20 protein-coding genes are annotated in these 21,844 nt (G+C 36.4%); 1 reads left to right on the forward strand and 19 read right to left on the reverse strand.

Annotation, left to right across the window (positions count from 1 at the left end):
* Positions 1–3: 3 nt before the first annotated feature.
* The 13 genes from ACTWP4_RS18615 to ACTWP4_RS18675 all read right to left on the reverse strand — a co-directional run bounded on the left by ACTWP4_RS18615 (position 4) and on the right by ACTWP4_RS18675 (position 14,382).
* On the reverse strand, positions 4–4,782 hold the full coding sequence (locus tag ACTWP4_RS18615; RefSeq protein WP_443130286.1) for a phage tail spike protein: 4,779 nt from the start codon (positions 4,780–4,782) through the stop codon (positions 4–6).
* Complete coding sequence (locus tag ACTWP4_RS18620; RefSeq protein ID WP_443130287.1) at positions 4,782–5,504, reverse strand: distal tail protein Dit; 723 nt, start codon at positions 5,502–5,504, stop codon at positions 4,782–4,784. Before ACTWP4_RS18620 ends, ACTWP4_RS18615 begins: the two co-directional genes overlap by 1 nt.
* Before the next feature lie 13 nt (positions 5,505–5,517).
* Positions 5,518–8,154, reverse strand: coding sequence for a hypothetical protein (locus tag ACTWP4_RS18625; protein ID WP_443130288.1), 2,637 nt, complete (start codon positions 8,152–8,154; stop codon positions 5,518–5,520).
* Between the two features lie 6 nt (positions 8,155–8,160).
* Positions 8,161–8,304, reverse strand: a complete 144-nt coding sequence (locus ACTWP4_RS18630; protein WP_443130289.1) for a hypothetical protein — start codon at positions 8,302–8,304, stop codon at positions 8,161–8,163.
* A 40-nt stretch (positions 8,305–8,344) separates the two neighbouring features.
* Positions 8,345–8,779, reverse strand: a complete 435-nt coding sequence (locus ACTWP4_RS18635; protein WP_443130290.1) for a hypothetical protein — start codon at positions 8,777–8,779, stop codon at positions 8,345–8,347.
* Positions 8,780–8,863: 84 nt separating this feature from the next.
* Complete coding sequence (locus ACTWP4_RS18640; protein ID WP_443130291.1) at positions 8,864–9,829, reverse strand: phage tail tube protein; 966 nt, start codon at positions 9,827–9,829, stop codon at positions 8,864–8,866.
* Between the two features lie 20 nt (positions 9,830–9,849).
* Entirely contained in the window at positions 9,850–10,053 is a 204-nt protein-coding gene (locus ACTWP4_RS18645; protein ID WP_443130292.1) for a hypothetical protein, read from the reverse strand.
* 3 nt (positions 10,054–10,056) lie between these two features.
* Complete coding sequence (locus ACTWP4_RS18650; protein ID WP_443130293.1) at positions 10,057–10,506, reverse strand: hypothetical protein; 450 nt, start codon at positions 10,504–10,506, stop codon at positions 10,057–10,059.
* On the reverse strand, positions 10,503–10,925 hold the full coding sequence (locus ACTWP4_RS18655; RefSeq protein WP_443130294.1) for an HK97 gp10 family phage protein: 423 nt from the start codon (positions 10,923–10,925) through the stop codon (positions 10,503–10,505). Before ACTWP4_RS18655 ends, ACTWP4_RS18650 begins: the two co-directional genes overlap by 4 nt.
* Before the next feature lie 55 nt (positions 10,926–10,980).
* Positions 10,981–11,415: a hypothetical protein gene (locus ACTWP4_RS18660; protein WP_443130295.1), complete on the reverse strand. Its 435-nt coding sequence runs from the start codon at positions 11,413–11,415 to the stop codon at positions 10,981–10,983.
* Entirely contained in the window at positions 11,415–11,894 is a 480-nt protein-coding gene (locus tag ACTWP4_RS18665) for a hypothetical protein (protein ID WP_443130296.1), read from the reverse strand. The genes ACTWP4_RS18660 and ACTWP4_RS18665 overlap by 1 nt, the downstream gene beginning before the upstream one ends.
* Before the next feature lie 27 nt (positions 11,895–11,921).
* A complete protein-coding gene (locus ACTWP4_RS18670; protein WP_443130297.1) occupies positions 11,922–12,851 on the reverse strand; it encodes a phage major capsid protein in 930 nt (309 codons plus the stop codon).
* Between the two features lie 58 nt (positions 12,852–12,909).
* Positions 12,910–14,382 carry an XkdF-like putative serine protease domain-containing protein gene (locus tag ACTWP4_RS18675; protein ID WP_443130298.1) on the reverse strand — a complete coding sequence of 491 codons (1,473 nt, stop codon included), beginning with the start codon at positions 14,380–14,382 and terminating at the stop codon, positions 12,910–12,912.
* 141 nt (positions 14,383–14,523) lie between these two features.
* Here ACTWP4_RS18675 and ACTWP4_RS18680 point away from each other — a divergent pair, with 141 nt between their 5' ends.
* On the forward strand, positions 14,524–14,925 hold the full coding sequence (locus ACTWP4_RS18680; RefSeq protein ID WP_443130299.1) for a hypothetical protein: 402 nt from the start codon (positions 14,524–14,526) through the stop codon (positions 14,923–14,925).
* A 23-nt stretch (positions 14,926–14,948) separates the two neighbouring features.
* Here ACTWP4_RS18680 and ACTWP4_RS18685 read toward each other — a convergent pair whose 3' ends face one another.
* The 6 genes from ACTWP4_RS18685 to ACTWP4_RS18710 form a co-directional block, all read right to left on the reverse strand.
* Positions 14,949–15,821: a phage head morphogenesis protein gene (locus ACTWP4_RS18685; RefSeq protein ID WP_443130300.1), complete on the reverse strand. Its 873-nt coding sequence runs from the start codon at positions 15,819–15,821 to the stop codon at positions 14,949–14,951.
* Positions 15,818–17,251, reverse strand: a complete 1,434-nt coding sequence (locus ACTWP4_RS18690) for a phage portal protein (protein WP_443130301.1) — start codon at positions 17,249–17,251, stop codon at positions 15,818–15,820. Before ACTWP4_RS18690 ends, ACTWP4_RS18685 begins: the two co-directional genes overlap by 4 nt.
* 12 nt (positions 17,252–17,263) lie before the next feature.
* Entirely contained in the window at positions 17,264–18,685 is a 1,422-nt protein-coding gene (locus ACTWP4_RS18695) for a terminase B (RefSeq protein WP_443130366.1), read from the reverse strand.
* Positions 18,666–19,451, reverse strand: coding sequence for a phage terminase small subunit (terS, locus tag ACTWP4_RS18700; RefSeq protein ID WP_443130302.1), 786 nt, complete (start codon positions 19,449–19,451; stop codon positions 18,666–18,668). Before terS ends, ACTWP4_RS18695 begins: the two co-directional genes overlap by 20 nt.
* Positions 19,452–19,555: 104 nt before the next feature.
* A complete protein-coding gene (locus tag ACTWP4_RS18705) occupies positions 19,556–20,686 on the reverse strand; it encodes an SEC-C domain-containing protein (RefSeq protein WP_443130303.1) in 1,131 nt (376 codons plus the stop codon).
* Between the two features lie 412 nt (positions 20,687–21,098).
* On the reverse strand, positions 21,099–21,764 hold the full coding sequence (locus ACTWP4_RS18710; protein WP_443130304.1) for a hypothetical protein: 666 nt from the start codon (positions 21,762–21,764) through the stop codon (positions 21,099–21,101).
* Between the last annotated feature and the right edge of the window lie 80 nt (positions 21,765–21,844).

Below are 21,844 nucleotides of genomic sequence, written 5' to 3' on the forward strand. Positions count from 1 at the left end.
ACATCACGCTCCCTTTAATTGACTTATGTCATATGCTAATTGATCTAAAATTTCATAAACATTATTGAATTCCTTATCATGTTTTCTTATTTTCAATTCTTGCTCTTGATTCATAACTCCCAACGTGGAAGCTAGTGAATAATTGTTTATTCCTTTTTCATCTCTGAAAAGATAGTGGGATTCTTCGGAAAGTAAACCGACACGTTTTTTATCATATATTCCCTTATCTATATCAGATTGTCTGTGATAAGTGTGGAAATTTTGATCCATTATAATATCCGTAGCTGTTGCCTCAAGTGCTGTATTGAAATCTTTAATGTTTGTTTTACCTGTTACAGTAGAAGCCGTTATAAAATCAGAAGCTCTAACAGGTAGGTAATTACTAGCTGAGAACCATTCTACAAATCTAAATGCATCGCCTGATGTTTGTAAGTAAAAATTACCACTTCCTGTTGCCAATCTCGACTCATCTAATTTACCAGCGTCTACTGTAATACTGGCACCACTCTCAAGACCACCATTTGCTGTTACATGTTCTAAATTTGCGTCACCAGCTGTAACTGTACGTAGTGTATTTGGGTCGGCTTCTGCTGTTATCCTTACATCACCACTTGTCTGTATATATACCCTGTCTTGCCCTCTTAGAACTACATAACCACCATTTGACCTGAAATTGCCATTATTGCTTGTCCATACATCACCAAGACTACTAACTGATTCACCTTCTATTATGCTTGCATATAGGTTTTCTGGTCTAGTTAGTCCATGCATTATATTAGATAACTCATTCTCAGGCGCATAAGGTGTTGCCATGTCATGTTCCACTAATTGTACACCATCTACTAGTAACCAATTGCTACCGTTTGTATAAGGTCTAAGTTCAACATATGCGCAATTAGAGGGTGTAGTAAAGGTTATATCGTACCTATATGTTAAATGGTCTGTACTTGGTGCTGTAAAACTTTGTGCATAGCTTGTTATTTGAGAATAAGCACTATCATAAAATACAACTGCCAATCTAGGTGCACCGGCAGTATATGCAGGGTGCCTTCTAAAATGCGCAGACATGTTCAATGTTGTATTTGGTTTAACTGCCACTCTTTGTCTACCATAATTACCGTTATTTACCAATAGTTGTTTCAATCCAAACATTATCCACAGTTTATCGCCATCTGTCTCATAAATAGTTTGTACCCTCGGACTACCTATTCCACTCCAACCTGTATACATATTATCCTGAGAAGGAAAATGTGCAGTAAACACGTAGTCACCTGTAGTGCTACTACCAGCCACCACGCTTTCAAATGAATGGTCAGCTACAAGATTATTTTTAAACATCGCTGTACTGATTGTATTAGTTAGTGAATCTTTGATAATAAAATTACCGTCCAATATCTCGATACCCTGATTATCTATGGTTACTGTATTATTACCTATAACAACATTATCTGTATTAATATTACCTGCTGTGATATCACCTAAATCCGCACTTAATGCCGATAATCGGGACACATTTATTTCATTTGCGGTTACTGAATTCGTATAAATATTTCCACCATTTATTTTAGTAGTGCCAGGGTAAGCCCATAAGTCACGATAATCTTTAGCATCTTTTAACGCTTGGTCAGCTTTTGCTTGTGCACCTGCTGTATCTTCTACTTCTCTCCAATTTGACCAAACAGGATATATTGCAGGATGAACCTCTCTCACTACTACCTTATTATTATTATCAACATACTCCTGTCTAGCACGCTTTGCATCACTCCAATAGGTAGTAACAACTCCATAAGAAGAACCAGTTGCACCGTTCCAACCGCTTGTGACTTGCATTACAGCAACGCTTGGTTTGGGATTATAAACGGAAGCATCGTCACCTTCAACAAAAGTATTGTTCGGATAATGATAAACTTTTTGATCTGTATATCCTTTAGCATTACTTTCAGCACTATTAGCTTTTGATTGAGCACCATCTTCCGTTTCTAGTTGTCTAGCAGGAACACTTAAAACATTAGTGTAAGCCGATATATCAGTTTCAAAGGTTATACTCCATCCCGTTCTAAAGCTATCAGGAGGAGTTGTATGTCCTATCTGTGCTTTATCTATTGCTAACTTTGGATAATTCCAACTACTCGTCGTGTCTCCGAGGATAACAACAACTTTCCCGCTCGAATCAGTAGCAAGTCTTACTTTACTTACTTTGTAGTCTCCTTTAGAAACAAAAGACTTTCTAGGAAAGTTACCAGAACTATAAGCATAAAAACCTACTGATAGGTCTACGTCTGTATTGTTCCCATACATGTAACCACTTATATTAACTCTTGTCATATAGTTATTTAAAGTTATCGGTGTATGAATAACTACCACACCAGCAGTTTGACCTCCGCTACTTTCTGTTACAGGGTTATTAAAAGTTTTTACATTTCCGTAGTCGCTTATATCAACATACTTTTTAGCACTTTGTTCAGCACTATCAGCCTTGCTTTGCGCTCCACTCTTTGTTTCCATATTACTTGAAGGATTACCATTTACATTAGCTGTATCTTTCGCTGTATGTTCGCTAGTAACATCACCTATTTTTACCCAATCGCTAGATGCAAAAGTAGCTGACGATGTTTTGGTAGCAGTAGAACGATAAACCGCACCGTTTTTATCCCATAAATCACCTTCATCGTATGGTGTTGTTGGTTGTGCTATAAATACTCTGCGTTTGCTATCTGCTGTATCTTGCGCCTGTTCTGCATCTTGCAAGGCTTTTGATATTCCTTCATCTCGTACTAACGTCCATTTATACGTGGTATCTTCGATCATAAAGCGATAACTATAACCAGTAGAAGCATCGTAAAATAAATCGCCAATGTGATTGTCTTTTTCTTTTGTCGTAGTCCAATTAACTGCTGGTTCATTGTCCAATGTAGGCTCATGATTATAGAAGTGTGATGTAATTTGATTGTCAATTTGCGCTTGTAAATCAGAAATATCTTGATCATATACGGTAGCTTCTACATAGTTTGTCAGTTGATTATCCGTATAAGTTTTAGCGTTAGATTCTGCTGTATTTGCTTTATTTTGAGCACCTGTAGGAGTTTCTTTTGTGCTAGGGTCGTAATTAGGTTCATAAGAAGTATTAGAACCTACAACGATCTTTCCTGCGCTTAATCTACCGTCAACGTGTGCATCTGTTATGATCGCTTCATTCAAATGTACTTTCTCGATCATGGCTTCTTTTGCTAACAAAAATCTCGTAATGGTTTCTGCAGCAATATCAGTGCTACCGTTTATTTGTAAAGTTTGTGCTGTCACTTCGGCTGATAAATCTGATCTTGTACCATGTGTATTAAACACTCTTAATTTGAAATACCATTGTTCATTGGTATTTGCATCAAACACATAGCCACCGCTTTTACCTCTCCACACAAGATTAGTAGCGTCGTCAGGAATAAAACCTGCTGTTTGTGAAGCATACAATTCATAACCAGCGATATAACTAGATGCATCATAATCCCAGCGTAATTGAATTGTTTCAAATGCTCCTTTTGCTGTTAATCCTGTAGGTGTAGAAGGTACGGTATCAGGAAAACTTTCATCCGTTGTCGTACTACTACTATCCCAAGCACCGGCATTGTTTTTTACTTTTTCTACAGCCCACTCAATATCTTGTTCTCTATCGTCCAACTCTAAGAAATTCCCTAGTGTAACATCGCCAGTTGAAGGGTCGCCAATATCGTAAGTTAATTTCAACACTCGTGATTCGATCACAATAATAGGTTTTATTTTCATATCCCTAGCAATACCTGTATCGCCTACAAAAACCTGTTCATGCTCTTTTCCTGCAATCTTGTAATAGGTAGCAATGGACATTTCATATTCTGCTTGTACTTTTTTCTTATTTTGTAATTCTTGATAGGTGGATTGTAGCAAGGCTTCTTTATCCGTTTCGTCATTAAATTCTACATGTCCGAAACGATGTTCCATCTGTTGTAATTCATCATTCCAAATACCACTGTCCTGTCTTGCTTGATCATCCCCTACCCATTCTTGACCTAAAGGTTTATTTACAGGGTCGCCATTAGCTGTAGACCATTCAACATCTGCAAACGTGATTTTTCTGCTATATCCATCCCCTGATTTAACGCTGGAACCTCTACCGTATAATGCAGTTTTTGGATAGAACAGCTTCGTTCTTCTTATGCTTCGAATATCCTTACCGATCTCAAAGCGTTTACCGTTATTTACCCCTTTGCTAGCCACAATATCGACATATCTTCCTGCTATTCCTGTACTGTCTACCTCAATACGATCTATAAATTCCCCTGTGAATTGTTTGGATGCTTTTTGTAAAGAAGCATAACCAAAGACATAATAGAAATTCATAGATTGTATTCCTAAATCGGCAACATTACCTCGTTTCCATCGTGACTTTTCTAAAATGGCATCTAATACCTCCGCCATTGTTGCATCTGTCAGTCGTCTATCCTCAATCAATACATCGTCCAATTCCTGAATACATGGAAGGCATTTAACCGTCCTTTCGGCTGTATCTGTGTGCTCGTCATCTTCTTCTCGAACAACAAACAAACGGAATCTTCCTTGTAAATCTTTAAAGGCAACTTGATTACCACCCACAAGGTGCTGTGCATCCTCATCCTCAGCTGGAAAAGTAACCGTAAGTGCAACAGGTTTCTCGGTTTTTTCCTCGAAAGGTGCTTCTATATAGTTATCTGTAATGGTTAAAAGGTTGTCTTGTTTATCAAAAATATAAATAGGTGTTTTTTCAAAACCCATTACAACCACCTCTCAACATAATCTGTGCTTAATATGGTAGAAGCAGGGGTTAATGTGAAATTATTATCCCCTGCTACTAAACTAGGGAAATCCGCTTTTAACAAATCGATAGCATTCATCTGTAATACACCATCGATAGAAACCTTGTTATTTTCGCAATCTATCTCTACAACATTCCCTGCTACCAAGCTATAATTAATAACGATTTCTTCTCCTGTTTCTTGGTGCACTACCGATAAAGAATTTGTTGTTTCTTTAATGGTTGCAGTAATTATAGGCGGTGTCTTTGCTGTGCTATTTAAAGTGATCAACGTTCCTGTTGTTCCAGTAACAGATTGACCGTATTTATCAGGGTCGCTGCAATAAAAAACTAGCGTAATCGGTTTGTTGGAAACTTCCTCATCCGATTCGCTAGTTTGCTCGTTGATACCATAATATTTTTTAACAGGGTCGTCAGTAAAATAGATTTCTCGTTCCTTTTCGCTATACAGAAAACCGTTCATTCTTTCGATCTCATTTCTCAATGCTTCAGGACTACTAGCTGATAATGTACCCTCAACCTCTAATATTCTAGGTGGTCGAGTCGTACCGCGATATAAAGAACCTTTTTTATTTACTATTTCGGTTGCGTTGATTTCCTGATTAACTGGACCTCTCCCCCGAATAGCTGTAACCATAAAATCAAATTCTTGTTCATAATTAATTCCGTTTACTACTAACATGCGTTGTCACCACCTACGATCTTCTTAATCGGTATGTCTTTCTTTCTTGTATTTTTGTGATATCATCCACAAACACCTCAAAGTCACGACCAGCTAACCGTAATGTAAGATTCAAGGCTTGTGGTGCACCTCCTATCGCATTTCCCTTAATAGCACGAATTAATTCACTTAATACACCTTTCAATTCTTGCTGAATGATCTGTCTTAACATTTTTTGTGGTGCAACAATCTCAGGGTTTCCTGCTCCTGCATCCCCAACCATTGCAACTGTTGGCTTGTCTACTACACCACCTGTTGCTAATCGTGGAATATTAGGAACCCAGCCAAAACCAACACTATAACCGCCTAGCGTGATATCAGTTAAAGGTATTCGTACACTAGGTATTCTGATTTCAATATCACTGATTCGATCTAACATGCTGTTGATTGGTGCTATCAATCCATTAATAGCGCCTTTGATCATACCTGATAAAGAATTCCAAATACTCCTGGTCGAACTTTTAATGCTATTCCATGTTCCAACAATACTGCTTCGGATTCTGCTAAATACATTTCTCACACTTGAATAAACACTACTAAGCACATTAGATATTGTGCTTCTCATTCCACCAATTACATTGGCCACCGTATTTCTAATGCCATACCACACATTGGAAGAAACACTTAGAACGGAATCCCATACGTTTGATATCGTACTTTTAATGCTTCCAAATATAGATGAGACAACAGAAGAAACAGCACGAATTGCTCTTGATATCCCATTTTTAATTGAGTTCCATACACTTGTTGTTGTTGATCTGATTCCATTCCAAACATTTTCTATTAGATTCTGAACAAACTGAAAAGAAGTTTTAAAGAAATTAGAAATACCCTGAACAATAGATGACAGGGCACTAGATAATGATTTCCATATAGTGATAGCAACTGTTTTTATGCCATTCCATATTGTAGTGAAAAAGGTTTTAATTGCTGTAAAAACAGTCATTACTAGCGTTTTATAAACATTAAATGCAAAGGTAAAATAGGCGACTATCGCTTGCCAAACTACCATCATTGCACTTTTAATACCGTTCCATATAACCTTTATTACGGTACCTATCGCTGTAAAAATCAAGGTAGCTTGTTCCTTAATCCAATTCCAACTATTGACTAAGAACTGACTGACGGAGTCCCAATTTTTCCATAACAAAACAACAACAGCTATCAATGCGACAACTGATGCAATAATCCACGTAATAGGATTGGCTAATAACGCTGTAGTAAATGCCCATGTTGCCTTAGAAGCTATACTCAATCCGCTTGCTAGTGATTTAAAAATTGCTCCCATTCCTAAACCTTTCATAGCAAGTATAGCTGTAGAAATACCTGTAATACCTTGCAATCCTAAATTCAATGCAGGACCAGCTTCTTCTAATGGACCGATAACTTCGCCTAACATCGATCTACCAAATCGTTTGAGAGTTTCACCTGCTGTATTGTATTGCTTTTCTACTTGATTAGTTGCTCCTTCTAAGTCTTGTGATTTGCCTATAGCATCTAACATCGCTTGTCCTACAGTACCGCTAGTATCTTCCCACATAGTACCGAATAGACCGATACCAGCTTCATTTCTTGCAAGGTTATCGTCCATATCCATTAATCCTTTTATTACATCTTCGGTTACTTTGCTTGCGGAATCTCCACCTTTAGCAAAATCCTTTTGCCATGTTTCTACTAGCTTTTGTGCTTCCTCTTCGGTATCTGTGATGGATTTTGCGACATTCTCTAGTGATTCATTATCTGCTTCCTGCATCAAAATACCAAATTCATTAATAGAATCTGCCATTACATCAATACTTCTAACACCTGAACCCATTCCAGCTTGAAGAATGGATATCATTTCACCACCATCTGCTCCTATTCGATCAAAAGAAGGGGAAAACTCTGTCAGTACATCTAACCAATCACCGCTTAATTGCATTCCATTGTGAAATCCCGCTGAAACCAAATCCAGTGATTCATTAAATGTCGTTCCCATAGTTTTAGAATTGGCTCGAACCGCATTAATAATGGTTAAAAAATCTGCACCATAAGCATCTGACACAGAAAAAACATCTTGCGTTAATTCCTGCAACCCTTTTCCCTGCTCTCCTGTTTGTCTGTTCAAGATAGTAACAGCCTTAGACGCTTCGCCTATACTATTTGCATAACCACTAGAGAAAACATCTGCTCCTAACCCTCTGAATTTTTCTGCTTCCTGTCTTGTAAGGTTAAACTGTGCTTCTAAATCGCTGGCAGATGCTTCGATATCGGATAGCATAGAGGTGGTTGCTCCACCTGCTACCGCTCCTCCTATAGCACCAAAGTCAATCCCTTCTACAGAATCGCTGGTTTGGTTGGCTTGATCTTCGATATCTTCTAACTCCTGTTTTGCCTTACTACCATCAATATCGGGATCCGGAATGCTTTTTAATTTTTGTTCTACCTCATCGATATTACCCTCAACAGAATCTAAGGAACTGCTATCCATATCGATATCAATATCAGGAATAGAATCAATAGATGCTTCGACACTTTTCATAGCCTTAGATGCTTGGCTGTCGATACTATCAAACACTTTCGACGCATCATCCACACCTTGTATGGTTACTTCAACTACATTATTTGCCATACTTTATCATCTCCTGCGCCTGCCTGAACTACGTTTTGCTTGCATTTTTCTTTTCTGTTTTTCCATTTCTTTTTCTTTCTCTGCTGTAATCTTATTGTGCTGATGTATCAACACCTGTTGTTGAAATGGCGACATATGCGGAATATCCAAAGGTGATACTCCACATTCTTTAACAAGAAAATAAAAGTTTTTACTCTCGTTCTTGTTCGCTGGGCGTCTCCTCATCTTCCGTAAATTCCTCAGCATCTTTCTCGTTCGCAATACCGCTGATTTTTTTGATTCGATCTGCAATTACTTTGATTAATACTTGTGGGAATTCATCATTAACAACCTTTTCAGTAATTGCTTCATCTGTTGTTCCCAAAGCGACAGCTTTCACATCCGAATCTTTTCTACCTTGTAAGTTCTTTTTCATGTCTAAATCCATGCTTCGTCGCATTTTCCCTTTCAATCCTGTGTGACCTTTGATATAAACTCCTTCTTGGAGCAATTCTTCAACTTGGGTACATTCCTTATTGCTCAATGCTCTGATCTCAATTTCATATTCTTGTCCATCCCACTCTACTGGTAAATCCTCACGATAAGCTGTTCCTTGAAGTACCCCTGCTGTTAATTTTTTTGCCATTTTTATCATCCTTTCAATTTGTTTGGTTTTCCTGTAAATATAAAAATGGCCAAGCTAATAAATAACTTGACCATTGTTTTTGTTTTATGCTACTGCATACGTGTCTTTATCATTTGTCACAGATACTTGTATTGGACCAGTCCCAGTCGCTTGATCAAATAATGCTCTTGCTGTAACAGTCTGTACGATGTGATCTCTACCCTCAGATGGTTGGTTGGCAGCAGTATAAACCATACGAGGAAATGTAATGTCATAATCTACACCTAAGTGAAGGGTATAAGCAAATTCCTGTAGTGTATCGATACTTGGACCTGTGGCACTACCCCAATACGCTTCTAATTCTGTCATATCCTCAAACTGCAAGGATAATTCAAGCGTGGCTACCATAGAACCTTGAAATGCTTTTGTTGGGAATCGAGAACCGAAACCTTGTCCATCTTCAATATTAGCGCCTGTTTCAACTGAAAGACTGGCACTTTGTACTTTAGCACTAATATCTGTGCTTCCTTTATCTAAAGTACATTCAGGTGCTGAAAATACTTCGCCTTCGTTAAAAGTAGGCTCGGTAAGTGTCCCCTTTTCATCCTTCGCTCCTAATGTACTAACGGTCATTAGCGCCCATTCTGATTCGATTTCTAACTCAATAGATTCGATAACATTACCAAAGAATTTATGTTCAAAGATATCTTTCCCAACCTTAGCTGAAAAGGAAGGTAATGTACCGCCACGTTCAGGTGTAAATTCGTGAGTAAATGGCGCAACCATATTGCCTGTACCGTCATCTGTTCCTGTCACAGCATAACCACCTAGCGCCCATTTCCAAAAGTACCCTGATAGTATGCTATCTACAGGCATAGAAAAAGAACCGCTTGTGGAATAAACACCCAAAGAAGCGATTCTATCTAGTCCACTCATTCCCTCGTAAATCAGTTTGTCGTCATCTTCTGATTCGATATCCGCTGATTCAGGGTCAATGGTAGCATTATAATTTGTAGATTCTACACCGTATTCTGATTCTTCTCCAACTTGTAAATAACGAGTAATGGCCATAGTTTCATACTCCTTTCTGTTTATTCTTTAGTGTTTTTTAATGGTGCTGGTGTAAGGGAAGATTCATAATCACTAGCTGTACCTGCATCTGCATCTAATTTTTGAAGTAGTGCGATCAAGGCATTTCGCAAATTAGTGTTATCGTCCACACCATCTTGAAGAATATCATTCAAATCAGGTATATTACTTGCGCCATGTCCAATTTTTTTAGGTACTTGTGCCATTGTTTATTGCTCCCTTCTTTTGATCTTACAAGTGAATTGCACCGCTGAAAAAAATAGGTTGTTTGCTCCCTGTGCTTCATACGCTGGGTCAACTCTAGTTGGTCTGAAATCACTAGCAAGACCGTTCAAAGTCCTATCACTAACTAATGCGTCATAGATATCTAATGCTAAATCTTGTGCATCTTTTAATCCCTGTTCAGGGTCGGTATGCTTCACAAATCCTACTAAATCAAATGGAATGTCGTGATCTGCTGAGTGTCCGCCTGTATGTTGCGGATTATAGGCATTTGGTACAATCCATATAGTAGGTGTCATAAGTGAGCCTATCTTTTTTCTCTGACCATATATGACCGATTTAACATAAGATAAATTCTCGCTGTTCTTTAATTTGGTTTCAATCTCATTACGAACATCGTCATAAATTAATCTCAAATCTTTATTTTGAATTTTCACGTTAACCCTTCCTCTGCTAACGACATTTCTACAAACTCAGGTATCCTGCTTTCTGTGGCTGATATAGCACCTTCGATATAATGACTACCTTCAAACCCTGGGTGCAATACTTCCTTCGCAAAAATAACTTGTCCATTTACCTTGAATCTTAATGCTTGCGCTTTTCTTGGATAAATCATAAAAGGGTCTACACCGTTATTTTGCGCTAATGCATACTCAACATCTGTACCCACAGCAAAATCTTGGCCACGTTCTTGTAATTGCCAACTTCCTGCCAGCCTTCCATTATCTGCAGGGGAAAACTCCATGAGATTCCCCCACACATCTTGTGCTGTATAGGATTTGGATTTCATAAAGGATCGTTTGATTGCTGGTGCTACCTTTCTAAATTCGTCCATAGAAATACGAGAATCTAGCATCCTATCACCTTGTTCCTGTTAAAATTGTGAATAATGAACAGTAAACGAATGATGATTATGTTTCGGTGTATTCTTCTAATGATGAAAACACCGAAACCCTTCTCTGTTTGAAGTGTTTCAATTCTTTTGGTAAATCCTTTATTACGTCTGACGTATTTAACACCGAAACAGCAAACTCGTTAATTTGTACAATAGGGGATGATCTCTGCTGAACAGCTACCGCCACTAACTTGGCCACTGTTCTAATCACGATATCCCTTATTGCTTCGTATTCTTCATCAGTAGATGAAAACTCTCTTTTTACTCTTGTTTTTACATGAGAACCAACCGATTTAATCCATGTTTTAAGCAAATCATTAAATAATTCTTCCTGTGTCGTGGTGCTTCCTGCATCAATCTCTAACGGTAAATCACCAGATGCAATGCCAGTATTTTTTTTAATATCATCAACTGTTATTACATCAGTGATAGGTTGATCAAATAAAGGCATTACTCATCGCCTTCCTTCAAACCTTCCAATTTTTCTATAAGGGTTGAACGTTCTTTTCCGTTTTTCTCATACTTAATTGCTTCGTCTACGTCGTATTCGCCATTCTCGACGGCTTTTACTGCTTCGTCCACAGTTAAATCCTGAAATGCTTCTTCTGCATCATCTGTGGTATCCTCTGACGAATTTTCGCTATTGTCTTCGCTTCCTTCGTCGTTACTTTCTGCTGATTCGTTCTCATCCTCAGCATTTTTGTTACCTTCTGCATTATCCTCGTTATTACTTTCTCCATCTGTTTGATCATCATTTTCAGTATTGGGTGATAAGTCTTCTTTTTCGATAATTTCAAAATCTTTCACCGCTTTAACTGTGATATATTCACGATTTGATACATCGATTGTTATTTCTTCTTTTGCTGGGAACTCAACACCTAAACGGTGTCGAGATACCCTTCCTGTATTTTTAACTGTTACTCGTAACATAGTTTATCGCTCCCTTGTTATTTTTTATTATGCACCTGTGTAACCTGTACCAACTACAGAAGCATTTTCATCTTCATAGTGGCAATCTACTCGTAAAGTTGTTACAAAATCAGTCGTACGTGCTTTTGCTCTACGATCTTGCTCAATTCGAATGTCACGATAGATACCATACACAAGGTTGTTATTCGGTACTAATAGTGCTTGACCAGCTGGAACGTTAGGTGAGTTTTGAACACTAATACCTTTATAAGCTAATGCGATGGCATCTGTCTGCGCTGAATCACCTAATCCAGTACCACGTTGTCTTAACACATTACGGTAATCATCTTCGATATCCCAATGTGTATAAAATGTCCATTCAGAACGATTACGTAAATACTTTTTCGGTATAGCACCTAGCATAGCGTCAAACATATCTTCTACATCGACGCTGTCAAAGTCCCCTGTTCCATCACTTGCACCTGTCACTTGATTTGCAGATTTTTTCAACCAACCATCAGTGATAGCAAGGAACGTATCTGTAGATGTTGTATCACCCTGCATAAACAATTCTTCTAAATCGATACCTGTACGATCTGCAATAAGATCAAGTAAAGTATCCTCGAAGCCTTCTTCCTCGATGTTATCTTCCATTGTGGAATCCGTAACACTAGGTACAGCGATAACCTCTTTAGATTCCAACGTGTTTGTGTTGGTTTGTGGCTTAGGGTCACCACTAGGGTCTTGTCCCTCTGTTGCTTTCTGTAGAATACGAGAAGCAAAACCAATACGATCAATGTCGTATGTGTGAGATTGCATAATAATTCTACGTGCATTGTCTAGAATGGTAGTAGCTTCTGATACTACTCGAACAAAACGCTGTTGCTTTTGTCGTGCTAGGACAGAACTTCCAATGTCTGACGTTGTTAATGATTTAATTGCTCCTTCAATTCGTTGTAAAATGTCTTGGTTACCCATAAATAATTACCTCCTAAAATGTTTTACAATATAAAAAAACAACCGCTATTTGCGATTGTTATTTGCGCTTATAACCGAATGCGTTTCGGTCTTTTTCAGGCTCTTTTTCTTTCACACTTTCTAAGTTGTCTTGTCCTGATAATCTGCGTGATAAAGGTTGCTGTTTCTTTGCTTTTTCCAATTCAGCAAGCAATTTTTCATGTTCGCTTTTTGATACGGTTTCTTCTGTTCCTTCTTCCTGCTGTCCTTCTTGTTCCTCAGTACCTTCTTTGGACTTTTCGCTTGGCTGTCCTTCTTCTGTTTGCTCTGCACCTTGTTTATCTGTAGATTCTTCCTGATTTTCACCTTTCAAAGTGTTGGTTAACTCTTTAATCTGATCTTGTAAAGGTTCTACAGATTTTTGAATCATGCTTTGTACTTGTTCTTCTCTCATTTCATCCTCACCACTTTCTGACTTATTGGAATTTGATCTTTCAGCTTGTCCCACAGATAGCAAATCATCGATAACCTCTTTAGCAATTAGCAATTTTTCAAGATTAGATTGTGAAATACTGCGCCCAGCTTTTTCGGTACTAGACTTAATCCCTAATCGCTTCTTGATCTTATCTAGAAAGCTATTGCTTTCGCTATTGCTATCAATATTGCTATCTTTAATAGCTGAATCATTCGTATTACCTTCCCCTTCTTTGCTTAGCTGTGCAAAGTTGGTTCCGCTATTATCTACAGGTACAATTTGCTCCTCGATTCTTACTTCTTGAAGGTCACTAGTGAAAAGAACATTTCCTGATTCGTCAATCTCATATCCTAATTGATACATCTTTTGATGATCATTTAAATAGTTGATTATTTTAATAATCACACTATCCTGCATAGTAGAATGAACAAAGGATTCGGTTGTTTCTGTATCAAATTCTGAATACACCTTACGTCTTACAAGTCGTTCTCTTTCTTCTAGTGAACCTTGAATAGCTTTCTGTACTGCTTCTTCGGTTATATGTGACTGATCTTTCTTAGCTTTGGATTTTACCGCTACATACTTAGCTTTCGGCACTGCTGGTTCATCTACTAAAGAAACAGCATTAACCACCCAATCGCCTTCTTGCTCTAAGTCAGCAATGGTTGTGCGCTTTTCAGCATGGTTTTTCTCTGCATTCTCTTTGGATTTAGTAGATACCTTTGGAATGGCCATAATAGAAAAACCACCTAACTGATGATTTTTTACAGCTTCCCATGAATCATCATTTGTTACTCGTACACCTAGCATCCAGCTACCTTTAGGAACTGTTAGATTATCGTCAATCTCCATATCCATAGGTAAAATATAAGATTCTACCATCTTCCCCACGTTCTCTAAAGAGTGCATAAGATCAATATTCCCATAATTTTCTACGAATTGATGTGCTACTTCTTCGATCTTCTCAGCTGTCACTGTATCATCGTCTGAATCAGGTTCATCAGGTACTAATACAGGACCATACACAATACGTTTCTCATCATTTTTTCTTACCAGTGGCGCTGTTAATTCTGCCATAAATGATATTCTCTCCTTTCTTTTGTATAATCTGAATAGATTTTTGTTATTTGATCTTCATCACCCCTTAAAAATAGTTAAATATTCCTTTAACCTTTCCGATACTTTATATATAATGGCTTGGAAAGGGGGAAATGCTGAATGAAAAAATACATATTATTTTTATTTGTTTCTATCGCTTTTATTATGACTGCTTGTTCAGGAGAAGAAACCTCAAAAAACGATAATTCTTTATCTACAGATGATGTTTTAACTGCTTTTGAAGAAGCTGGATTATCCGTTCCTGAACCTCGTGATAATAACCATAATTGTGACGATCTAGGGTGCACCGCTTTGAAAACTACAGAAGCTGTAAGCATTTATCAATGGCCAAGTGAAGATGAAGCAAAGAAAAACGCTGAGTATTTTGATTATCAATCAGGTACTTTCACTATTCGCTTTAATAAAAGCCACACTGCTGATGGTGAAATTGAGTATCAACCTGAACCTGATAAACAATCCTATAAAGATGTATTAGATGAACTTGTTTCATCACAGGAATAGGTCTATAAGATCTGTTCCTATTTTTATGCAGCAGGATAATACGGTGTAGTCATAATAACCTCACCCTGTTTAGGGATATAAGGACGCATTCTACATCTGCAATTAATCCAATCCGCTATCCTTCCCCTAGAACGATCTAAAGGATGCATTAATCCGTTAGTAAAGGTTTCATCGAATTTAACTACTTGGCCATGTAAAGATACATGATCTGCTCGGTCGTCTGCTTCTCTTCCTCGTACTCGGCTGTCTCCTACTGTTATCCATTGCTTGTACCGAACATTAAAATCTCTCATCGTTTCGTTTATGCCTTCGTTTTGTGCTCCCTGTACTTCTGTTCTAGCAATAATTTGTAATCGATGGTGTCTTAGATTACTAAAGTCTGTTCTTAATCGATCAGCAATATCATCTATCCCTAACCCTTCGCTAACTCCACCATTTAAAGTTTTGATAAAGTCACCTTTTATTCGAGTAAAGGTGTCGGCTGAAAATTGATAAGTACGGTTCCATAGCATTTCCTGAACATCTTCACTAAAACTAGAAAAGGTGATCTCCATTCCCTGCTGTACAATATCTTCCATCGTTAGCTGTCTGCCTACTTCACTACTTTCTAATGAATTATCTGCAATAGCTTCTTGCATTTCTTCAAAAGGTGTAGTTAATATCAAATCGATTAATTGATTTTGCTCTGCTTCACTAGCAGGGATGTAACCTCGTTCTCGTATAGCTTGAATGAACGATGATTCAAGTCCTGTTTGAAGTCTAACTAACCGATTCGTTAATTTTCTCTCAATGGCTTCTATTTCATCCTCACGATCTTTGAAAGCTGGTAGTTGATTATGCTTCACAAGGAAATGAACAATCTGTTCATCCAATGCTTGTGCTATTGACCGTTTCATGTTTCATCATTCCCCGATTTAGTAGCAATCTTTATCATCTTTTCGTGTAAGTTTTTCAGGCTGTTCATAATGGCTTGCGTTTCTTGTTCGCTTGTATCTAGTGGCATACCATTCACGAAATGTCTGTCCATGTTAGGATCGTCGATTCTTTCTTCTCCCAACTTTTCTAGTATCATGTTAGGGCTGTAAACTCCCATATTGAACAGCTTGTCCATGCGGTCAATTTCTTTATCAACGTCTCTTGTATCAATCTGTTTAAAGCATAATTTCCAATCTGTAACTCCAAATACTTCTGTTAAGATTCTCCTGTTAAAAATATTTTCTAACATTTCCTGTTTAGGATTAATTATGGATTGTTTATAAATCTCCGTTGCTTCGCTTGCGCTTGAACCTCCCAACTGTCCTTCTACGGTTATTCCTGCTCGATATGGTGGCACTCCATGTGCTGAAAGTATTTCATCCCTGTTATCTTGACGGAACATTCGGAAAGATGCTTCTTTCGTATCTGTGCTAAGGGCTTCAAATTTAATTTCCACAGGATCGGAAGAAGAGTTATCTTCATCTTTCGAAGCAGTCAATACTAATGTGGAATGGTTCGATTTTTTGACATCATGCTGAAAAAACTTCTTTATTGTTTTTTCAGTTTCCTCATCCAAATCAGCACCAGTTACCGTAACAGCATAGGCTGGAATTGCATGATTATCAAAAAAGGAAATGTTGTATTCTTGTCTCTCCATTTCTGCAAGTACACTACCCAAAGCTGGTAAAATATCAGGAATACCGTAAAAGTCCGACCTACTGGTATAGTTCATTAAGTAAATGATCTCACTTGCTTTATACTCGTCAGGTATATCCTTCTTCTCTTCTCCTGTTCGAACGTCAATATCACCTTCATATCCAAATCGTTTGAACCATGCTTTTTTAGAACCTCTGATCTGACAGAAGCGATTAAAGTCATGTGCTACTCTCAACGTATGAGAAGGTAAATGTTCCAGCTGTACGTTTTCATCATCTAATCGAATAACCTCAAAACAGGCATATCCGATTGCTTCAAAATCAACCATTACTTGATTGTTAATTTCATTGAACGTCATAGATGGGTTGGGATTTTCGAAAAAATCTTCAGCAATGTCTTTTTGTTCTTCGCTAGGCTTGTCTACCTGTGGTTCTAAATACCATCCTAGCCCAGCAGTATCTCTCGCTTTTGTTTTAACCGCTCTGTAATGATGTGTATTTAATTCTAAGAGCTGGGTCAATGCTTCAGGATTATATAAAGGTGTTACTAACTGATCATCACTATAGCTGTTTAAAAAACGGTCACTAGGTATCTGGTTCGATTCACTACTTTTATTTTTAATAGCATACTGATCCATGTACTTTTGACTAATCACTTCGCCATCTTCTAAAACAATTGCTTTTGTTTTTGACATTTAACCACTTCCTTAATAAGACTTGACCTGAAGCTTTGGTTTTTTCTTAATTTTCGGTCTATAAATTGATAGAACAACCGCATCTGCTCTATCCGGAGAAGTTAACCCACGCTTTTTCATATCTTCTTTTCTTTCCAATGCAACCTTCCCTTTACTAGTCATACGATATTTTCTAGTACTCAACTGCGTAACCAATTTCTCATCATCTGGTAGTCGAATGATATTATTTTTTCCTTGCAAATGGTCCGAAAAATTATCTTGAAGCATATCTCTAAAAACTCCCCACTGCTCGGTGCCAATGTTTTCATAATGTTCATCATCATCTGCTTTTCCGTTATTAATTACAGGGAATATTCTAATTGGTAATTTTTCTTCTTTTACTATGTCTATCAGTTGGTCTGTCACACCGCCACCGACACCACTATCATCTACTTTCACATAGATTTCTTCCAAGTGCTTATAATTTTTTAATAAGAACTTCGCTTGTCCAATAACTCGGCCAACGGTTGCTGTTGTTTCTTGTTTTCGATATGACTTCAGTTTGAATACGTAATTTCCAATTCTAGGTGCTATGATTGTCTCGTCGTCTCCAAACCTGGCTACATCGACTCCAATATCTCCAACAGTAATGTCTTTGGAAATCTTAATTTTATTGTCTTTTGCTAGTTCCACAATTTCCAACGGAATGAAAGCATCTGCCTCCGCTTTTGGAAACTCACCGTAAATACGAACTCTTGCAACATCACTATCTGCACCATATTTGTCTAAAAGCATCTGAATATTTTTCCTACTCGTTCTCGTACTATCCATACTAGACACTTTATGAATGCTATAATGTTCTCTATCTCGGTTATGAGAATCATAAAAAACCCCACTAATTTTAGTAGGGTTTCCACACATTAATAGTTTATTGTTGTCACCTGATAATGTACCTAATATAGCTTCCATAATATTATCTGAAACACCAGATGCTTCATCCACGATAAAAAGCATATTGTCTTCATGAAAACCTTGCATATTCTCTGGATTTGTTGCTGTTCTAGCAGTAGCGAACCATCTTTCTTCATATTTCTTCATGTATATTTTTGTTTTGGTCCATTTAAGCAACTCTTTCAATAATGGTGATTTGGACTGCCATTTACTGATCTCCGCCCATAGTACATCATGCAGTTGTTGTCTTGTAGGTGCAGTAGCAACTACCTTAGGAAAGGGGAAGCATGTTAAAAACCACAAAGTCGTTACAGCTTCCAAACCTGTTTTACCTACTCCCTGGCCGGATCTGACAGAAATATGCGTGTAAGAAGATATGTCATCTAGAACATTTTCTTGCCAATCATCCGGTTCAAACTTTAGAACTTCATTTGCAAATATAACAGGTTGCTTTCTATATATATGAATTTTTTTCTTGAATACTTTAATCCTGTCCATCGAGATCACCCATTGCCTCAATCCATTCGTCAATCACTTTAGATTGATCATTATCGTTGTTAGCTTTACCTTTTTCCAGTTCAAACTTTTCGTGTGCAACATCCATATCATGTTGCATTTTTTCTAATTGCTTTCTCCTATAATCATCTTGACCGGAAAGTAATAAAAAGTCTTTGATTAGTCCTCTTAGTTCTGACATCGCTCTCGCTTGAGCTTGCATAAAGGTTGCATGTTTATCCCAAGCAAATTGGAATTCCCACTCTTTTTCAACTGAATCCATATTATCGTTTGAAATATCTTTTTGCTTTTTAAGGACTTTGGTAATATCGTCTTGATCTTTTACGTACATTAGCTTTTGTGCTCTTGCTATTGCAGTATATTTAATCACTATGTTTTCCCATAACATATCAACTGGAGACTTCTTCTGAATCGCATCTACTATTTCTAAAGTCTCTTCATCTTCAGGAAAAATGGTCCGAAAAAAACCATGTGAAACAGCATTAGCATTCCCTTTCGGTGCTGCACCACCTCGGTTGCCTATTGCGTTTTTACTTCCTTTAGGAGCGCCTCTTTTTCGTTTCGTAACGTTACCTTTTAATTTAGTAACGTTACCATTCAATTTTTCGTTCCATTTGTCTTGATTTTTCCACTTTCGTATTTGTGAATCTGAAACTTCTAATTCAGCTGCAATGTCTTTTAGTTTCTTTTCTCCATTGCTTGATTTCCATATTTCAAATGCTTCATCTCTTTTTGGGTTTCGTGGTCTCGCCATCTACATCACCGCCACCTCCGACTTAATTAAGTTTGTTTTGAGCATAAGAAAAAGCACCAAAAAAGGTGCTTTCTATACATCCAACTGAATAGACCAATCGGAAGTTAATTACTATTTACAGAAAATATATTAAATTTATAATAATTATCCTTTGCAGTTAAATTAATTTTCTCACCCAAATCCGTTGATGATATAAAACTTTTTAATATTGATTCTTTTTCTCGTTCCGTTAAATTATCAATTAACTCTGGACTAAAAAATACATTTTCTGTGTATTCTATAATTAAAAAATTCAAATATTTTACTAATTCCTCTTCTGATAATTGTTCAACTTGATCAAAATAATCTTTATATATTTTGTCATCTGATAAATGGTATGAAAGGATTATGTTTGTCTGATCTTTTAATGGATATATATTTATAAAAACGGATGGCATTTTTTCTTCATCTTTATTAAAATAAACATCATTTAAATGATTGCCTTCTAAATCAACTTTTACTGAAAAAGCTGAACTTGTTGCAAAATTAACTTCATAGTCAAGTGTTCTATGAATTGTTCTTAGATTAGAGAAATTGTCATTATAGTAATCCTTTTTAAATAAATTATAGTCTTTTGAATAATCCATAACGTCCAATATAGCAATTCTATATAAGTTAATTCCTTCTACTTCCAGCATTCCCTCTGGATATTGTTTGAAATTCTCACGAAAATAATTTAATGCCCTTTGTTTTTTATGATACTCCAAAGAAAGTGCTCTAAAAGCAAACAAAAAGTTTTGTAATGGTTCATTAATATAATCCTTTTGTTCAATAGGTTTAAAAAGTTCGTTGTCGTGATAATCACAAAATCCAAAGAATGTACTAGCCTTGTTTTTGCTCATTTTTTCAAAAATGGGAGTTAATTCTTGATTCATAACTTTTTCGCCTATCTTATACACATGACCATCAACACTAATTCTATTAAGGATTCTATTGTTCTGAATAGAATGAGCACTTTTAATTAATGGTTTACACTTTTCACTATCAAATCCCATACAAATTTTAAAGTCCGAATTTTCCAAACTTTGGTGTAAAATATGATTAATTCTGCCATCTGGATAATCTAACTGTTTTTTTGTATCTCGAGCTTCTCTGGCTTTTTGATAACAACAGAATTTAAATTTTTTATCTGAACCACAAGGACAAGGTTCATAGGGTTTAAGTTTAATTTCTTCTATTTGTTTCTTTGTAAACATCCTTTCACCTCTTTAAATACTAATGCATTCGTCAATAAGAAAGAAATTCCTGCTACTATATAAATATTTATATCACTACACCTAATACCTACGGTATTAATTACTATAATAACCAATAAATTAAATACGCTATCACTAATAAAGAACTCTGTATGACAATCGTACGACAAAAATTTAAATAATAATTTCGAACATTTGGTAGACACCAAGTAATACAACTGTTCCTGATATTATGTTAGCTGATAAATCAGGGACTTTAATTAAACTCAATAGAAATCTAATTAATAGTGCTATAACAAATGGTATCCCTAATATAAGTGCTAATTTTATAACCATATCATTCATAGTATTTTGCATAGGACTAAAATCCATCTCCATTAATTTCACCTTAATCTTGTATTTTAATTTTCACTTATCTATAAATCCCTTTCTCATTTTGTAACTTATCCATTCTAATCATATGTTCCTTGATTATATAATTTAACTCTTTTAAATATTTCAAACGAAAGTTCATTATATGCGATATAAAGTAAGTAACCTTATTAAAAGTGAATACTATGACATTTAAGATTAACACAGCAATTAATAGTAATAATAAGCCTTTGAATAACCCTACTTCTGTTAATATTCCTCTTGTAAATCCTTGCCAAACAGCTAATGTTAAAGCTCCAGTTATAACTATAAAGGTTAAATAGTTTTTTGAATTATGTTCTAACTCACTGTCTATTAATTGATCCAGAGTTTTTAATGAATGATCGGGAATATTTTTTTTAATCCAATTGCTAATTTCATAAAAGATTTGTTCTTTATCCTTTTTTTGATAAAAATACATTTTTTGAAATATCTCATCTGCTACTAGCATCAATGATGATAGCACTACGCATCCTGAAACAAATAGTTCAAGAAAATTTTCATTTATAAATGTGTCACTTAAATAAAACGATAAACATAAAATTAATCCTATAATTACTATTAAAGAAATAAACATTGATATTTTATACTTTTTTTTATTTTTATGATTTTTCTTATAATTGAAGATAACTTTCGAATATTCATCTACTAACCTTACGGAATACACTTATTTCTCCTCCTTTTTTATATCCAGCATATACTTCTATATCGGTAAAATTCACTAAACATTTAATATCAAAGTTCTCA

The sequence above is a fragment of the Gracilibacillus sp. D59 genome (assembly GCF_052246695.1).
Taxonomy (GTDB): domain Bacteria; phylum Bacillota; class Bacilli; order Bacillales; family Amphibacillaceae; genus Gracilibacillus.

What these genes read in the sequence shown, in the direction of transcription:
- ACTWP4_RS18615 (WP_443130286.1), bottom strand. Translation starts at nt 4,782, where the DNA reads ATGGGTTTTGAAAAAACACCTATTTATATTTTTGATAAACAAGACAAC.
- ACTWP4_RS18620 (WP_443130287.1), bottom strand. Translation starts at nt 5,504, where the DNA reads ATGTTAGTAGTAAACGGAATTAATTATGAACAAGAATTTGATTTTATG.
- ACTWP4_RS18625 (WP_443130288.1), bottom strand. Translation starts at nt 8,154, where the DNA reads ATGGCAAATAATGTAGTTGAAGTAACCATACAAGGTGTGGATGATGCG.
- ACTWP4_RS18635 (WP_443130290.1), bottom strand. Translation starts at nt 8,779, where the DNA reads ATGGCAAAAAAATTAACAGCAGGGGTACTTCAAGGAACAGCTTATCGT.
- ACTWP4_RS18640 (WP_443130291.1), bottom strand. Translation starts at nt 9,829, where the DNA reads ATGGCCATTACTCGTTATTTACAAGTTGGAGAAGAATCAGAATACGGT.
- ACTWP4_RS18645 (WP_443130292.1), bottom strand. Translation starts at nt 10,053, where the DNA reads ATGGCACAAGTACCTAAAAAAATTGGACATGGCGCAAGTAATATACCT.
- ACTWP4_RS18655 (WP_443130294.1), bottom strand. Translation starts at nt 10,925, where the DNA reads ATGCTAGATTCTCGTATTTCTATGGACGAATTTAGAAAGGTAGCACCA.
- ACTWP4_RS18660 (WP_443130295.1), bottom strand. Translation starts at nt 11,415, where the DNA reads ATGCCTTTATTTGATCAACCTATCACTGATGTAATAACAGTTGATGAT.
- ACTWP4_RS18665 (WP_443130296.1), bottom strand. Translation starts at nt 11,894, where the DNA reads ATGTTACGAGTAACAGTTAAAAATACAGGAAGGGTATCTCGACACCGT.
- ACTWP4_RS18670 (WP_443130297.1), bottom strand. Translation starts at nt 12,851, where the DNA reads ATGGGTAACCAAGACATTTTACAACGAATTGAAGGAGCAATTAAATCA.
- ACTWP4_RS18675 (WP_443130298.1), bottom strand. Translation starts at nt 14,382, where the DNA reads ATGGCAGAATTAACAGCGCCACTGGTAAGAAAAAATGATGAGAAACGT.
- ACTWP4_RS18680 (WP_443130299.1), top strand. Translation starts at nt 14,524, where the DNA reads ATGAAAAAATACATATTATTTTTATTTGTTTCTATCGCTTTTATTATG.
- ACTWP4_RS18685 (WP_443130300.1), bottom strand. Translation starts at nt 15,821, where the DNA reads ATGAAACGGTCAATAGCACAAGCATTGGATGAACAGATTGTTCATTTC.
- ACTWP4_RS18690 (WP_443130301.1), bottom strand. Translation starts at nt 17,251, where the DNA reads ATGTCAAAAACAAAAGCAATTGTTTTAGAAGATGGCGAAGTGATTAGT.
- terS (WP_443130302.1), bottom strand. Translation starts at nt 19,451, where the DNA reads ATGGCGAGACCACGAAACCCAAAAAGAGATGAAGCATTTGAAATATGG.
- ACTWP4_RS18705 (WP_443130303.1), bottom strand. Translation starts at nt 20,686, where the DNA reads ATGTTTACAAAGAAACAAATAGAAGAAATTAAACTTAAACCCTATGAA.